Origin of the sequence: Tessaracoccus palaemonis (genome assembly GCF_019316905.1) — a bacterium.
In the GTDB taxonomy this organism is placed as follows: Bacteria; Actinomycetota; Actinomycetes; order Propionibacteriales; family Propionibacteriaceae; genus Arachnia; species Arachnia palaemonis.
Genome location: NZ_CP079216.1, coordinates 1,413,186 through 1,427,097, shown reverse-complemented (window position 1 = coordinate 1,427,097; position 13,912 = coordinate 1,413,186). Strand labels below are relative to the sequence as shown.

The 13,912-nt window shown below is 68.4% G+C and carries 19 protein-coding genes; 7 read left to right on the top strand and 12 right to left on the bottom strand.

Annotated elements, in window-relative coordinates; translation table 11 throughout:
- Nucleotides 1–4 precede the first annotated feature (4 nt).
- A complete protein-coding gene (locus KDB89_RS06430; protein ID WP_219084006.1) occupies nucleotides 5–160 on the bottom strand; it encodes a hypothetical protein in 156 nt (51 codons plus the stop codon).
- Between the two features lie 89 nt (nucleotides 161–249).
- On the opposite strand from KDB89_RS06430, the gene mce reads away from it, so the two are divergent.
- The 6 genes from mce (at nucleotide 250) to KDB89_RS06400 (ending at nucleotide 4,886) form a co-directional block, all read left to right on the top strand.
- Nucleotides 250–699 carry a methylmalonyl-CoA epimerase gene (mce, locus tag KDB89_RS06425; RefSeq protein WP_219084005.1) on the top strand — a complete coding sequence of 150 codons (450 nt, stop codon included), beginning with the start codon at nucleotides 250–252 and terminating at the stop codon, nucleotides 697–699.
- A gap of 129 nt (nucleotides 700–828) precedes the next feature.
- The gene (locus KDB89_RS06420; protein ID WP_219084004.1) at nucleotides 829–1,935 is read left to right on the top strand and encodes a coiled-coil domain-containing protein; all 1,107 of its coding nucleotides are present in this window, start codon (nucleotides 829–831) and stop codon (nucleotides 1,933–1,935) included.
- On the top strand, nucleotides 1,932–3,125 hold the full coding sequence (locus KDB89_RS06415; RefSeq protein WP_219084003.1) for an AI-2E family transporter: 1,194 nt from the start codon (nucleotides 1,932–1,934) through the stop codon (nucleotides 3,123–3,125). The genes KDB89_RS06420 and KDB89_RS06415 overlap by 4 nt, the downstream gene beginning before the upstream one ends.
- Nucleotides 3,126–3,136: 11 nt before the next feature.
- Entirely contained in the window at nucleotides 3,137–3,838 is a 702-nt protein-coding gene (nucS, locus tag KDB89_RS06410) for an endonuclease NucS (protein WP_439654882.1), read from the top strand.
- Nucleotides 3,838–4,113 (top strand): Rv1322 family protein, encoded by a 276-nt coding sequence (locus KDB89_RS06405; RefSeq protein ID WP_219084001.1) that lies wholly within the window; start codon nucleotides 3,838–3,840, stop codon nucleotides 4,111–4,113. The genes nucS and KDB89_RS06405 overlap by 1 nt, the downstream gene beginning before the upstream one ends.
- Nucleotides 4,110–4,886, top strand: coding sequence for an alpha/beta fold hydrolase (locus KDB89_RS06400; RefSeq protein ID WP_219084000.1), 777 nt, complete (start codon nucleotides 4,110–4,112; stop codon nucleotides 4,884–4,886). The genes KDB89_RS06405 and KDB89_RS06400 overlap by 4 nt, the downstream gene beginning before the upstream one ends.
- 8 nt (nucleotides 4,887–4,894) lie before the next feature.
- Here the strand turns inward: KDB89_RS06400 and KDB89_RS06395 are convergent, their stop codons facing one another.
- Nucleotides 4,895–5,554 carry a peptidylprolyl isomerase gene (locus KDB89_RS06395; protein ID WP_255556306.1) on the bottom strand — a complete coding sequence of 220 codons (660 nt, stop codon included), beginning with the start codon at nucleotides 5,552–5,554 and terminating at the stop codon, nucleotides 4,895–4,897.
- 28 nt (nucleotides 5,555–5,582) lie between these two features.
- Here KDB89_RS06395 and KDB89_RS06390 point away from each other — a divergent pair, with 28 nt between their 5' ends.
- A complete protein-coding gene (locus tag KDB89_RS06390; protein ID WP_219083999.1) occupies nucleotides 5,583–6,191 on the top strand; it encodes a cob(I)yrinic acid a,c-diamide adenosyltransferase in 609 nt (202 codons plus the stop codon).
- Nucleotides 6,192–6,195: 4 nt separating this feature from the next.
- Here the strand turns inward: KDB89_RS06390 and KDB89_RS06385 are convergent, their stop codons facing one another.
- The 10 genes from KDB89_RS06385 to KDB89_RS06340 all read right to left on the bottom strand — a co-directional run bounded on the left by KDB89_RS06385 (nucleotide 6,196) and on the right by KDB89_RS06340 (nucleotide 13,875).
- The gene (locus KDB89_RS06385) at nucleotides 6,196–6,657 is read right to left on the bottom strand and encodes a DUF2550 domain-containing protein (protein WP_219083998.1); all 462 of its coding nucleotides are present in this window, start codon (nucleotides 6,655–6,657) and stop codon (nucleotides 6,196–6,198) included.
- A 69-nt stretch (nucleotides 6,658–6,726) separates the two neighbouring features.
- Nucleotides 6,727–7,149, bottom strand: coding sequence for a F0F1 ATP synthase subunit epsilon (locus KDB89_RS06380; protein WP_219083997.1), 423 nt, complete (start codon nucleotides 7,147–7,149; stop codon nucleotides 6,727–6,729).
- Between the two features lie 3 nt (nucleotides 7,150–7,152).
- Nucleotides 7,153–8,604 carry a F0F1 ATP synthase subunit beta gene (gene atpD / locus KDB89_RS06375; protein ID WP_219083996.1) on the bottom strand — a complete coding sequence of 484 codons (1,452 nt, stop codon included), beginning with the start codon at nucleotides 8,602–8,604 and terminating at the stop codon, nucleotides 7,153–7,155.
- Nucleotides 8,605–8,624: 20 nt separating this feature from the next.
- On the bottom strand, nucleotides 8,625–9,551 hold the full coding sequence (locus KDB89_RS06370) for a F0F1 ATP synthase subunit gamma (protein WP_219083995.1): 927 nt from the start codon (nucleotides 9,549–9,551) through the stop codon (nucleotides 8,625–8,627).
- A 4-nt stretch (nucleotides 9,552–9,555) separates the two neighbouring features.
- Nucleotides 9,556–11,193 (bottom strand): F0F1 ATP synthase subunit alpha, encoded by a 1,638-nt coding sequence (gene atpA, locus KDB89_RS06365; protein WP_219083994.1) that lies wholly within the window; start codon nucleotides 11,191–11,193, stop codon nucleotides 9,556–9,558.
- Nucleotides 11,194–11,214: 21 nt separating this feature from the next.
- Entirely contained in the window at nucleotides 11,215–12,012 is a 798-nt protein-coding gene (locus KDB89_RS06360; RefSeq protein ID WP_219083993.1) for a F0F1 ATP synthase subunit delta, read from the bottom strand.
- Nucleotides 12,009–12,560, bottom strand: coding sequence for a F0F1 ATP synthase subunit B (locus tag KDB89_RS06355; RefSeq protein ID WP_219083992.1), 552 nt, complete (start codon nucleotides 12,558–12,560; stop codon nucleotides 12,009–12,011). The genes KDB89_RS06360 and KDB89_RS06355 overlap by 4 nt, the downstream gene beginning before the upstream one ends.
- 8 nt (nucleotides 12,561–12,568) lie before the next feature.
- Entirely contained in the window at nucleotides 12,569–12,787 is a 219-nt protein-coding gene (gene atpE, locus KDB89_RS06350) for an ATP synthase F0 subunit C (RefSeq protein ID WP_076058514.1), read from the bottom strand.
- Nucleotides 12,788–12,844: 57 nt separating this feature from the next.
- Nucleotides 12,845–13,624, bottom strand: coding sequence for a F0F1 ATP synthase subunit A (gene atpB / locus KDB89_RS06345; RefSeq protein WP_219083991.1), 780 nt, complete (start codon nucleotides 13,622–13,624; stop codon nucleotides 12,845–12,847).
- A 17-nt stretch (nucleotides 13,625–13,641) separates the two neighbouring features.
- Nucleotides 13,642–13,875, bottom strand: coding sequence for a hypothetical protein (locus tag KDB89_RS06340; RefSeq protein WP_219084350.1), 234 nt, complete (start codon nucleotides 13,873–13,875; stop codon nucleotides 13,642–13,644).
- Nucleotides 13,876–13,912 lie beyond the last annotated feature (37 nt).

The window sequence follows — 13,912 nt, the reverse complement described above, 5'->3', positions numbered from 1 at the left end:
GGACTTATCCTGCCAGCGTCGTGAAGAAGCGGACGAAGGATTCGAAGGCCCCGAAGAAGGCACGCACCGCCTCGGCGGCGGCCTCCGGCCTGGTGACGAGGTACCAGATGACGAACGCCGCCACGAGCAGGAGCAAGAGCTTCTTGATCCAGTTGAGCACGATTGCCCTCCTCAGGGTGTCGACGCTCAATTCTGCCTGAGAGCACCCCCGGCGGCGAGTGGACGCGCCGGTGTGGGAAGCTTGGATACATGGAGAATTCGGATCTTTTCATCTGCATTGATCACGTCGGCCTTGCCGTCCCGGACCTCGACGAAGCCGTCAAGTTCCACACTGAAGTCCTCGGCTGGCGCGAGCTGCACCGCGAGGTCAACGAGGAGCAGGGCGTGGCCGAGGCCATGATGGGCACGGGCGACCAGCTCGCCGAGAACGCGCGCATCCAGCTGATCGCACCGCTGAACGAGGACTCCACCATCGCGAAGTTCCTCGCGAAGAACGGACAGGGCATCCAGCAGATGGCCTACCGCGTCGCGGACCTCGACCACGTCAGCGCCGTCCTCAGGGAGCGCGGCATGCGCCTGCTGTACCCGGAGGCCCGCCGCGGCACCTCGGGCTCGCGCATCAACTTCGTCCACCCGAAGGACGCCCGCGGCGTCCTGCTCGAGCTGGTCGAGCTGCCCAAGGAGACCGAGGAGCACTGAGTCTGGCGACTCCCGGGAACATGACGGGGCGCCGCGGTGAAAGCCGCGGCGCCCCGCCTGTTATCTCTGGCTTTACTGTTCCCACCGACTACCCTCGGAGGTGGACTCATCCCTGAAGGAGCTGGACTGGTGACTGATTCGCAGCGCGACCTCGAGACCGAGGAGACGGGCCTCAACCTGTTCGACGAGAGCGCCTCGGCGGCGGGTAGCTTCCCGCACGCCATGCTCGGCTACGACAAGCACACCGTCGACAGCTACGTGCGTGAGGTCGAGATGAAGGTCAGCCAGCTTCGTGTGCAGCTGCGCGAGGCCAACCGTGAGCTGCAGTTCACCAGGGCGGAGAAGGGCACCACCGACTTCACCCGGCTGGGCGCCCACGCCACCGGGCTGCTGAAGGCCGCGGAGGCACAGGCTGCGAGCCTCGTCGACCACGCCAAGCGCGAGGCTGAGCGCATCAAGGCTGAGGGCCGACGCTCGGCCGCAGCCCTACGCTCCGCAGCCCAGCAGGAGGCCGACGACGTCAGGCTCACCGGGCTCAACGCCCTGCGCCAGCTCCGCCAGGAGCAGGCGGAGGTCGGCAGGTCGACGCTCGAGACGGCCAGGCGCGACGGCGAGCTCATCGTCGCCGACGCCCGCAGCCGCGCGACCAGCATCGAGGAGGCGGCCGGAGCCCGAGCCGAGGCCCTGCTCGCCAGCGCGCGTGCCGAGGCCGATCGCGTCGTGCAGGACGCCACCTCGCGGGCCACCGCCCTGACGCAGGAGGCCTCGGCCAAGGCCGCCGAGACCGTCCGGGCGGCGGAGCAGGCCGCCACGGAGTCTGCGACGAAGACCGCCACAACAGCCAAGGCCGCTGAGGAGTCCATCGCCGCCCGGCTCGCGCGCGCGGACCAGGATGCCGCCGAGGCCGCCTCGCGGGCTGCCCAGGCACGCGAGGAGGCGGCCGCGATCCGCGCCGAGGCCGTGCATGCCGCGGAGGAGATCCGCGTCTCGGCCACCCGGCTGAGCGAGGACACGCTCACCACCATGCGCGAGCGCGCCCGCGACGCGGAGAACGAGCTCGAGGAGAAGCTGGCCTGGCGCCGCGAGCAGCTCGAGCGCGACATCGCCTCGCTGGAGACCCGTCGCTCGCAGGCGCTCGCCCAGCTCGGGAACCTCCGGGATCTAGCAGAGCAGTCCGGCGCGGAGTTCTCCGACGACGACACCACCGTCATCCGCACGCCCGATTCCCGTCAGTGAGCGATCTCCCCGAGCCGGAGCCCCCCGAGGAGCCCGCGCCGCGCCGAAGGCGCATCGGCCTGCCCCGGCGCAGCCGGCTCGGCCAGCGGGTCAGGGGGCTGCTGGCTCCGCAGCCCATCGAGATCGTCGCCCCGGTTCCCCCGGATCCTCCCTCCCAGGACACGTTCCGGCGCGCCCCCTTCGTGATCGGCTTTCTCGGGGCGCTGGGTGTCCTGGTCGCCATCGGGCTCGCCCAGGCCGTGCTGGCGGTCCAGAGCGTCCTGATCCTCGTCGTGCTGTCGCTGTTCCTGGCCCTGGGACTGAATCCGCTCGTCGAGTTCCTCACGCGCCGCCGGGTGCGCCGTGGGCTGGCGGTCACCATCGTCACCGTGCTGCTGCTCGGCGTCATCGCGCTCGGCTTCACGGCGCTCGTGCCGGTGTTGACGCAACAGACGACGACGCTGACGCGCAACCTCCCCGGCCTCCTGCAGAACCTCGCCGAGCAGCCGCAACTCAAGGCCGTCGAGGAGCGCTACCAGGTCTTCGACAAGATCGAGTCCTTCATCACGTCCGGGGACCTGCTCAACAACCTCTTCGGCGGCATTCTTGGCGCGGGCCGCGCGGTGGCGGGGCTGGTGTTCTCGGTCATCATCACGCTCGTGCTGACCATCTACTTCATGGCCTCGCTGCCGACGATCAAGGAGACGATCTACGCGTTGGCCCCCGCGAGCCGGCGGGCACGGGCACGGTACCTCGCCGATGAGATCTTCCGAGGAGTCAGCGGCTACATCACCGGCATGTTCGTCATCGTCACCGTCGCCTCCGTGTGCGCCTTCGTGTTCATGAACATCGCCGGGCTCGGCGCCTACTCGCTCGCGCTCGGCTTCGTCGTGGCCATGTTCTGCTTCATCCCGCTGGTCGGCTCGTCGCTGGCGATGGTCACGGTCGCGCTCGTCGGCTTCGCCGTCAACCCGCCCATCGGCGTCGCCACGATCATCTACTTCCTGATCTACCAGCAGTTCGACGCCTACCTCCTCTATCCGACGGTGATGAGGCGGACCGTGAAGGTGCCCGGCGCTCTCGTCGTGCTGTGCGCCATCATCGGCGGCATGCTCTTCGGCGTGATCGGGGCCGTGATCGCGATCCCCACCACGGCGGCCGTGCTGCTGCTCTACCGCGAGATCGTGCAGCCCGCGTTGGACGCCTCCTGAGACTCGGGTAGATTGGCACGGTGCGTTTGGTCATTGCCCGCTGCCAGGTTGACTACGTGGGCCGGTTGACCGCCCACCTCCCCATGGCCACCCGTCTGATCCTCGTGAAGGCCGACGGTTCCGTTTCCGTGCACGCGGACGACCGGGCCTACAAGCCCCTGAACTGGATGAGCCCGCCCTGCACCATGCAGGTGAGCGTCCCCGAGCCCGAGGTGGCGGAGCACGGCGTCACGCAGGTGTGGCAGGTCAGGTCCAAGGACGGCGACACGCTGCGCATCCTGCTCGCCGACGTCGTGCACGACTCCGACCACGAGCTGGGCATCGACCCCGGGCTGCAGAAGGATGGCGTCGAGGCACACCTGCAGGCCCTGCTGGCTGAGCATCCCACGACCCTGGGCGACGGGCTGAAGCTGGTCACCCGCGAGCACCTGACGCCCATCGGCCCCGTCGACCTGCTCCTGCGCGACGACGCAGGTCGGCTGGTCGCCGTCGAGGTGAAACGACGCGGCGAGATCGACGGCGTCGAGCAGCTGACCCGCTACCTCGACCTGATGAACCGCGACCCTCTCCTGGCACCCGTGCGGGGGATCTTCGCCGCCCAGCAGATCAAGCCGCAGGCCCGCACGCTGGCCACCGACCGGGGCATCGAATGCCGCCTGGTGGACTACGACGCCCTGCGAGGCCTCGACAACGCCGAGGACCGGCTCTTCTGATGGCCAGGCGACGCCCCTCCAAGCACACGCGGCCGCCGAGGCCGCTGCTCTCGGGCGGGTATCAGCGCCGCGAGGCGCGGCGTGGAGCCACCTTCATCGTCCGCGATGTGCCGGAGCACCGCTCAACCAAGACCTACGTGTGCCCGGGCTGCCGGCACGACATCCCGCCGGGCACGGCCCACATCGTCGCCTGGCCGGAGTCCGCGCCCTACGGCGCCGACCTCGGCCTGGAGGCGCGCCGGCACTGGCACCAGCACTGTTGGGGACTCGCATGAAGCTGAACTCGCTCACCGTCGGCTCGGGCTCCCGCGAGGTCGTGTTCCTGCACGGCCTCTTCGGGCAGGGCAAGAACTTCGGCACCGTCGCGGCTCCGCTCGGCGACCTCGCGACCTGCCACCTGGTCGACCTGCCCAACCACGGCCTCTCCCCCTGGACCCGCACGTTCGACCTCGACGAACAGGCCGAGATCGTGGCCGACTGGATCTCCGACGTGATCGTGATGCCGGTGACCCTCATCGGCCACTCCCTGGGAGGCAAGGTGGCTATGCGGCTCGCGCTGCGCCGCCCCGAGCTCGTCGACCGGCTGATGGTCGTCGACATCTCCCCCGCCCGCAACAATGCGGCCTCGCAGTTCGACTCGCTGGTCGGCGCGCTGCGGTCGCTGAACCTGGACACCCTGACGAGCCGCACGGAGGCCGACCGTCTCCTGACCGAGCAGATCCCCGATACGACGGTGCGCCAGTTCCTCCTGCAGAACCTGCGTCACAAGGGTGACAGCTGGTTCTGGTGCGCGAACCTCGACCTGCTCGGCGACTCGCTGCACCAGATCGGCGGGTGGCCGCCGATCCAGAGCGAGTACGACGGGCCGGTTCTGTGGGTCGCGGGAGGTCAGTCCCCCTACATCCTCCCCGGGCACACGGAACCCATGCGCGAGCTGTTCCCCCGCATGACGCAGGTGACGCTCAAACGGGCCGGCCACTGGGTGCACGCCGACGAGCCCGCGGCCTTCGTGGAACTCTGCCGGGCCTTCCTCGGCCGCGTCTTCTGAGGCCCCGCTCAGCCCAGCGTGATCGACGTGATCTTCGCCTCCGCGATGGGCGAGGTCTGGTCCACGGCGTCGACGCCCTGCGAGGCGATCGACCCGACGACGTCGATCCCGGCCTGGTCCATGGTGCCGAGCACGGTGTAGTCGGCCGGCAGGTCGGTGTCGGCGTAGACGAGGAAGAACTGCGAGCCACCCGTGTTCTTCGCGCCGCGGTTGGCCATCGCGACCGTCCCGGCAGGGTACGTGGTGTCCGCGGTCACCTCGTCGGGAATCGTGTAGCCGGGGCCGCCCGTCCCCGTGGCCGTCGGGTCGCCGCACTGCAGGATGAAGATCCCCGTGTCGACGAGCCGGTGGCAGACCGTGTCGTCGTAGAAGCCCTGCTCCGCCAGCGAGACGAAGGAGTTCACCGTGCACGGGGCCGTCGCGCGGTCCATCGTCACGTCGATGTCACCCGCCGTGAGCCCGATCGTGGCGACCATGGTGCCCGTCGCCGGCACGTTCGTGGTCTCCGGCGGGTCGACAGCCCGCGCCGGCTCGCCGTCGCCCGGATAGCTGCACGTCGTCAGCCCCTCCGAGGCGACCGCGCCGGCCGACTCGTTGGCGTCCGTGCATCCGCCCAGGGCGAAGGCGGCTGCGGCGGTCAGGACTGCGGCGAGGCGTAGCGTGTGCACGCCGCCCACTCTGGCATAGATTGACCCTATGGTCACTTTGTCGAAGATCTACACGAAGACCGGCGACGGCGGCACGACCCGCCTCGTCGACAACTCCGAAGTCCGCAAGACGGATGTGCGCGTCGAGGCGTACGGGCACGTGGACGAGGCCAACTCGGCCATCGGACTCGCCCTGGCCCTCGGCGGTCTGCCGCCCCGCCTCGTCGAGATGCTGCGGCTCATCCAGAACGAGCTGTTCGACGTCGGCTCGGACCTGGCGAACCCCTTGGATCCCGAGCCGAAGTGGCAGCCGCTGCGCATCGAGGAGCACTCGGTCGAGCGGCTCGAGGGATACATCGACGAGCTGCAGGAGGGTCTCGAGGTGCTGCGCAGCTTCATCCTGCCCACCGGCACCCCCGCCGGCGCACAGCTGCACGTGGCCCGCTCCATTGCACGCCGGGCGGAACGCGCCGCCTGGCGGGCCCGCGAGGAGCACGGCGTCGAGGAGGTCGGCGGGATCAACCCGCTGGCGGTCCGCTACCTGAACCGCCTGTCGGACCTGCTGTTCGTGATGAGCCGGGTCGCCAACGGCACCGAGCATGAGGTGCTGTGGGTGCCGGGCACCGACCGGGAGAAGCCCGCCAGCGGCCGCCACTGAGGCGTCAGCGGGGAGAGCTCGCGCTGCCCGGCAGGTAATGGCTGCCGGGTGGTGCGGACTCCAGCCAGCTCATCAGGGCGAGCACCTCGTCGGGCGACATGGACAGCGAGCTGACCTTGTCACTGACCCGGTTGCGCACAGACACGACGACGGAGTCCTCGAACAGCGCGATCGCCTCCAGCCCGGCCGGTTGTCGCTGGTGGACATACGCGGTCACGGCGCGGCCGAAGAGCGCCTTGGGCCGGAGGCTCAGTGAGAACGAGCGGAACCACTCGAGGTTCTCCCCCCGGTAACGGGCCACGCCGAGGACCCAGCCGGCCCCGGCGGGGTCCTCCCGCATCCGGTAGGCGCAGTCAAAAAGGCCGCCCTGGCCTGTGAGCCAGCGGCGGCGGAGATAGAGGAGCACGAACGGGAGGAGCACCACGAGCGCGCAGATCAGCGTGACGATCACGATCTGCCAGCCCATCGGGGCCCTCCCTTCAATGTGCCTCAGGGCAGCCCGTCGAAGCGGGCCGCCCTGAGTGGTGGTGTGAGCCTAGTGCTCCGACGTGTGTGAAGCGTACGCCTCGCCGGCGACGATCTGCGCCTGGAGGATCCTCAGGTGGTGCAGCTCGTCGTCATCGGCACGGCCCTGCAGCGCCTTGGCCTCGAGGGTCGCGGCCTGCTGCTGGGCCTCGTCGAGACCCACCTCGTGTCCGAGGTGCGCCCGCTCGGCGAGGATGGACACGCGGCCATGGGCGACGGAGATGTACCCGCCGTCGACTGCGATGGTCTCGCTTCGCCCGTCGTCGGTCACGATCTCGACCGCGCAGGGCACGAGCAGGGCCATCAACGGCTCATGGCCCGGCAGGATGCCCACGTCACCCTCGACCGTGCGCGCGATGACGTTGACGGAGTCCCCCGACCAGACCAGCCGGTCGGCTGAGACCACCTCGACGTGCAGCGGAGGACGCTCCACGGCTCAGCCTTCCTTCTGGATCTTGGCCCAGTTGGCCATGACGTCATCCATGTTGCCGACATTGAAGAACGCCTGCTCCGCGATGTTGTCGACCTCGCCGTTGCAGATCATCTGGAACGACTCGATGGTCTCGGCCAGCGGCACCGTCGAGCCCGGGATGTTGGTGAACTTCTCCGCCATGTAGGTGTTCTGCGACAGGAACTGCTGGATGCGGCGCGCACGGTTGACGACGATCTTGTCCTCCTCGGACAGCTCGTCGACGCCGAGGATCGCGATGATGTCCTGCAGCTCCTTGTTGCGCTGCAGAATCTGCTTGACGCGCACCGCGGTGTCGTAGTGGTCCTGGCCGATGTACTGCGGGTCGAGGATGCGGCTGGTGGAGCTCAGCGGGTCCACGGCCGGGTACAGACCACGCGAGGCGATCTCACGCGACAGCTCGGTCGTCGCGTCGAGGTGCGCGAACGTCGTGGCCGGGGCCGGGTCGGTGTAGTCGTCGGCGGGCACGTAGATCGCCTGCATCGAGGTGATCGAGTGGCCGCGCGTCGAGGTGATGCGCTCCTGCAGCTGGCCCATCTCGTCGGCCAGGTTCGGCTGGTAGCCCACGGCTGAGGGCATGCGGCCGAGCAGCGTGGAGACCTCGGAGCCGGCCTGCGTGAAGCGGAAGATGTTGTCGATGAAGAGCAGCACGTCCTGGTTCTGCACATCGCGGAAGTACTCCGCCATGGTCAGGGCGGACAGCGCCACGCGGAGACGGGTGCCCGGGGGCTCGTCCATCTGGCCGAACACGAGCGCGGTGTCCTTGAGGACGCCGGCCTCCTCCATCTCGTTGATGAGGTCGTTGCCCTCACGGGTGCGCTCCCCCACGCCGGCGAACACCGAGGTGCCGCCGAAGTTGTGGGCGATGCGGTAGATCATCTCCTGGATCAGGACGGTCTTGCCGACGCCGGCGCCGCCGAACAGGCCGATCTTGCCACCCTTGACGTAGGGCGTCAGCAGGTCGAGCACCTTGATGCCCGTCTCCAGCATCTCGGTGCGGGGCTCGAGCTCGTCGAACTTCGGGGCTGGGCGGTGGATGGGCCAACGCTCCGTGACCTCGATGCTCGACGGGTCGACGTTCAGGACGTCGCCGGTCACGTTCCACACGTGACCCTTGGTGACGTCGCCGACGGGCACGGAGATCGGGGCACCGGTGTCGCGGACCTCGGCGCCACGGCGCATCCCGTCGGTCGGCTTCAGGGCGATGGCGCGAACCAGGGAGTCACCCACGTGCAGGGCGACCTCCATGGTCATGGTGCGCTGCTCGCCCATGACCTCGGTGTCGACGAGCAGCGCGTTGCCGATCTCGGGGATCTGGTCACCCGCGAACTCGACGTCGACGACGGGGCCGATGACGCGGGCGACGCGGCCGATGCCACCGGTGGTGGCCGGCTGCGTCTCGCTCACAGTGGCAGTCATTTCGGTGTTCCTCACTCGTTTCAGGCGGTTTCGGACAGCGCCGAGGCGCCGCCCACGATTTCAGTGATTTCCTGCGTGATCTCGGCCTGGCGCGCCTGGTTGGACTCGCGCGTCAGCTTCTCGATCAGGGTGTCGGCGTTGTCGGTGGCGGACTTCATGGCCCGCTGTCGGCTCGCCAGCTCGGAGGCCGCGGACATCAGCAGCGCCGTGTGGATGCGGTTCGCGATGAACAGTGGCAGCAGCTTGTCGAGCACCTCCTTGGCGTTGGGCTCGAAGTGGTAGAACGGGTGGATATCGTCCACGGTCCCGTCCTGGTCGATGTCCCTCAGCTCGGGCGCGTCGGCCTCCTCCACCACCAGCGGCAGCAGACGCCTTGTCACGACGGTCTGCGTCAGCATCGACACGAAGCGGGTGGTCACGATGTGGATCTGGTCCACCCCGCCCTCCTCGGTCGGGGTGAGGAACTTCTCCAGCAGCACGTCGGCGATCTCGCGGGAGTGCCGGTACTCGGGCCGGTCGGAGAAGCCCGTCCAGCTCTGCTCGATCTTCCGGCGCCGGAAGTCGAAGTACGCCAGCCCCTTGTTGCCGGTGATGTACTGGACGACCTCCTGGCCCTCCCCGATCAGCTTGGCGTGCAGCTGCTCGGCCTCCTTGATGGCATTGGCGGAGTAGGCGCCGGCCAGGCCACGGTCGGAGGTGATGAGCAGCATGGCGGAGCGCTTCGGCTTCTCGACGTCCACCAGCAGCGGGTGGTCGATGTCATGGTGCGCGGAGGCCAGGGCCGAGACGGCCCTGGTCAACTCCTGCGTGTAGGGAACGGCGGCCCTCGCCGTCGCCTGCGCCTTGACGATGCGCGAGGCGGCGATGAGTTCCATGGCGCGCGTGATCTTGCGCGTCGTCTGGACTGACCGACGACGCTCCCTCAGTTCGCGCAGACTGCTCGCCATGGCGTCAGCTCCGCTTCTGACGGACGATCGTCTCCTGGCCGATCTCCTCGTCGGTGAGAGGCTTGTGCTCTTCCTTGCCGGGCAGCAGCTTGCCCTCCGACGTGCGGAAGATCTGGCGGAAGTCGACGATCGCCTTCCTGACGGCGTCCTTGCGGTCGTCGCCGAACAGGAAATCGTCCGCGATTCCGGTCAGAGTGTCGCTGTTGTGGCGCAGGTAGTCCAGGAACTCCTGCTCGAACCGCAGCACGTCGTCGACGGGGACGTCGTCGAACAGGCCCTCGGTGCCGGCCCAGACGCTGATGACCTGGTCTTCGACCGGGTACGGCGCGTACTGGCCCTGGCGGAGCAGCTCGGTGAGACGGGCGCCCCGGTCGAGCTGGCGACGGGTGGCGGCGTCCAGGTCGGAGGCGAACATGGCGAAGGCCTGCATGTCGCGGTACTGCGCCAGCGAGATCTTCAGCGAGCCTGCGACCTGCTTCATCGCCTTGACCTGCGCGGCGCCGCCGACGCGGGACACGGAGACGCCGACGTCCACGGCGGGACGCTGGTTGGCGTTGAACAGGTCGGACTGCAGGAAGATCTGGCCGTCCGTGATGGAGATGACGTTGGTCGGGATGTAGGCCGAGACGTCGTTCGCCTTGGTCTCGATGATCGGCAGGCCCGTCATCGATCCCGCGCCCAGCTCGTCGGAGAGCTTGGCGCAGCGCTCCAGCAGGCGGGAGTGGAGGTAGAACACGTCGCCGGGGTAGGCCTCACGGCCCGGCGGGCGGCGCAGCAGCAGCGACATGGCGCGGTAGGCCTCGGCCTGCTTGGTCAGGTCGTCGAAGACGATGAGGACGTGCTTGCCCTGGTACATCCAGTGCTGACCGATCGCGGAACCGGAGTAGGGGGCGATGTACTTGAAGCCCGCGGGATCGGACGCCGGGGCGTGCACGATCGTCGTGTACTCCAGCGCACCCGCGGCCTCCAGCGTCGAGCGGACCTCGGCGATGGTGGAGCCCTTCTGGCCGATGGCGACGTAGATGCAGCGGACCTGCTTCTTCGGGTCACCGGAGGCCCAGTTGGTCTTCTGGTTGATGATCGTGTCGAGCGCGATGGCCGTCTTGCCGGTCTTGCGGTCGCCGATGATCAGCTGACGCTGACCGCGGCCGATCGGGATCATGGCGTCGATCGCCTTGAGGCCCGTCTGCAGGGGCTCGCGCACCTCCTGGCGGTCCATGACGCCGGCGGCCTGCAGCTCGAGCGCGCGGCGTCCCTCGATGCCGCTGATGTCGCCGAGGCCGTCGATCGGGTTGCCCATCGCGTCGACCACGCGGCCGAGGTAGCCCTCGCCGACGGGGACGGAGAGGACCTCGCCGGTGCCGTGCACGGTCGACCCCTCGTCGATGCCCTCGGACTCGCCGAGCACGACGACGCCGATCTCACGCTCGTCCAGGTTCAGGGCGATGCCCAGCGTGCCGTTGGCGAAGCGCAGCAGCTCGTTGGCCATCGCCGAGGGCAGGCCCTCGACGCGGGCGATGCCGTCGCCGGAGGTGACGACGGTGCCGACCTCGGTCTTCGAGGCGGAAGCCGGCTCATACGACTTGACGAAGTCGTCGAGAGCGCTGCGGATCTCGTCCGGACTGATGGTGAGTTCAGCCATTGCGTTCTACTTTCTTGGGTGTCACAGGTTGACGAGTTGCCGGCGGGCGTCTTCGAGCCGGGCAGCAACAGTGGATTCGATGACGTCGTCGCCGATGACCACGTTCACCCCGCCGATGACGGAGGGGTCGACGTGTACCTGCAGCGACAGGGGCTTGCCGGCGGACTTCTCGAGTGCGGCCTTCAGGCGGGCCGTTCGGGACTCGTCGAGCGGGCGGGCGACGGTGACGCGGGCGATGGTGAGACCGGCGAGTTCGGCCGCCGCGCGGAGGAACCCGCGTACGGTGGGCACGAAGGCCGCCAGGTTCGGCCGGACCGCCCGGTCGAGGATGGCCTGGGCCACGGGGCTGATCCTCCCGCCGTAGAGGCGTTCGAGCAGCTCACGCTTCTCGGCCGCGCCGTACGACGGGTTGCGCAGCGCCACCGCGAGCTCCGGGTGGTCACGCACCACGCTCAGCGCCTGGAACAGGTCGCTGGTCACGGTGTCGAGCGTCCCGTCGCTCCTGGCGGCCTTCAGCTTCAGCCGGACCCCCTCGCGCTCGAGCGCCTCGGCGAACGCCGCGCCGCTCTCGAACTCTGCGGCCGAGAAGGCGCTGAGCACCTCGAGGGTGGCCGGGGCGACCTTCCCGCGGAAGATCCGCGAGGCCAGCTCGACGCGCGAGCTCTCCGCGGCGGACGGGTCCGACAGCGACCGACGCAGCATCACGTTGGCGTCGAGCAGGTCGACGACCGCGAACAGCTCGTCCGAGGTGGCGGCATCGGTGTCGATGCCGTCGACCTGAGCGTCAAGCTGTGCGATGACAGCGTCGCCGGCCCTCATCGGGCCTGACCTGCCGACTCGAGATCAGCGAGGAACCGGTCGATGGTGCGCTGGGCGCGCTCGTCGTCGCTGAGCGACTCGCCGACGATCTTGCCGGCCAGCGTGGTGGCCATGGTGCCCACCTCGCCGCGGAGCTCCCCCACCAGGTGCAGGCGCTCGGCCTCGAGCTGGACCCGGCCCGCCTCGAGGATCCGCTGGGACTCCTTCGTGGCCTTGTCGCGTGCCTCGGCGAGGATCGTGGCGGACTGGTTCTTCGCGTCCTCGCGGATGCGGGCGGCCTCCTCCCGGGCAGCCTTGAGCTGCTCGGTGTAGTCGGCCAGCGCTGCCTCGGCCTTCGCCTCGGCCCGCGCGGCGCGCTGCATCCCGCCCTCGATCTTGTCGGAGCGCTCCTGGTACATCTTCTCGAAGGCAGGAACGACGACCTTCCACATGATGACGAAGATGATCAGCATCAAGACGATGCCGACGATCACCTCCGACATGTGATGGGGCGCAAGAGGACCGAGATTGATGCCGGTCTCCTGCAGCACCCCAAGGTTCGGGGACATCAGGCGACTCAGAGGACGAAGGCGAGCGCGATGGCGATGATGGCCAGGGCCTCAACCACGGCGAAGCCGATGAACGCGGTGCTCATCATCGCGCCCCGGGCCTCGGGCTGACGGGCGGTGCCGTTGATGACGGAGGCGAAGATCCAGGCAACACCCAGCGCCGGGGCGATGGTCGCGATCGCGTAGCCGATCATGTTCAGGTTGCCGGTGATTTCGAGGAGGGACATTGTTTTCCTTTCGGATGGCTCGCCCGGCCACTTCGCTGACCGGGGAAGTCGGGTTGATCAGTGCGCCTCGGCGATCGAGGTCGACACGTACTGGGCGGTGAGAACCGTGAAGATGTAGGCCTGCAGCGCGCCGATGAACAGTTCGAGCAGGAGGATGATGAGGCTGAAGGCGAGGGAGACTCCGCCGGCCACGTTGTAGAACGTGTTGTCGGCGTAGGTCAGCAGGAACCCGCCGCCCACGACGAACACCATGACGACCAGGTGGCCGGCGAACAGGTTGGCGAAGAGACGCAGGGCCAGCGTGACGGGCCGCGTGATGAACGTCGCCAGGAACTCCAGCGGGATCACCATGATCAGCAGCGGGGCGGGCACGCCCTCGGGGATGAGCGCCTTCTTGAGGAAGCCGGGGCCCCACTTCTTGAACCCGGCGCCGACGTAGACCAGCCACGACAGGATCGCGAGCCCGTAGGCGTATCCGACGTTCGAGAACGTCGGATACATGAAGAGGAAGAACTCGCCGAACCAGTTGTTGATCAGCAGGAACGAGAACAGGCCGAGCAGGTAGGGCAGGAACCGGCGGAAGTCCTCGTGGAGGATGTCGCGCGCCACGCCGTTGCGGATGAACTCGTAGATGTACTCGGCCGCGAACTGCGCCTTCGACGGCTGCGTCTTCAGGCGTCGCGAGGCGATCCACCAGAGGATGATGACCAGCGCCGCGCCGATGACGGCCTGGAAGAAGGGCTTGTTCATCCAGTCGGGCAGCACGCCCGGCAGGACTGAGTCCCAGAGGAAGTCCTCGACACCGGGTGGCGTGTAACCGCCGCCGTCGGTCTCCATCGGAAGTAGCCCAAGGCTCACGTACCGCTCCCGTATCGCTTGATGATCAGGTACACGCTGAATCCGAGGCCCACGATGAGGCCGATCGGCAACAGCCAGTTTGTCTTCAGGAAGTAGTCACCCAGCCAGCCGAGCCCACCATAGAAGATGAGTCCGGCGAGGATGTAGCTGAGCGCAACCATGCCGTCTTCCTTGCCGTCCGGACCGCTCGGTCCGGGCTGCGTGTCAGGCGTCTTCGGCGTGGTCCCCATGTCGTGGCTGAGCCTAGCGGAATCGGCGGGCTCTTAC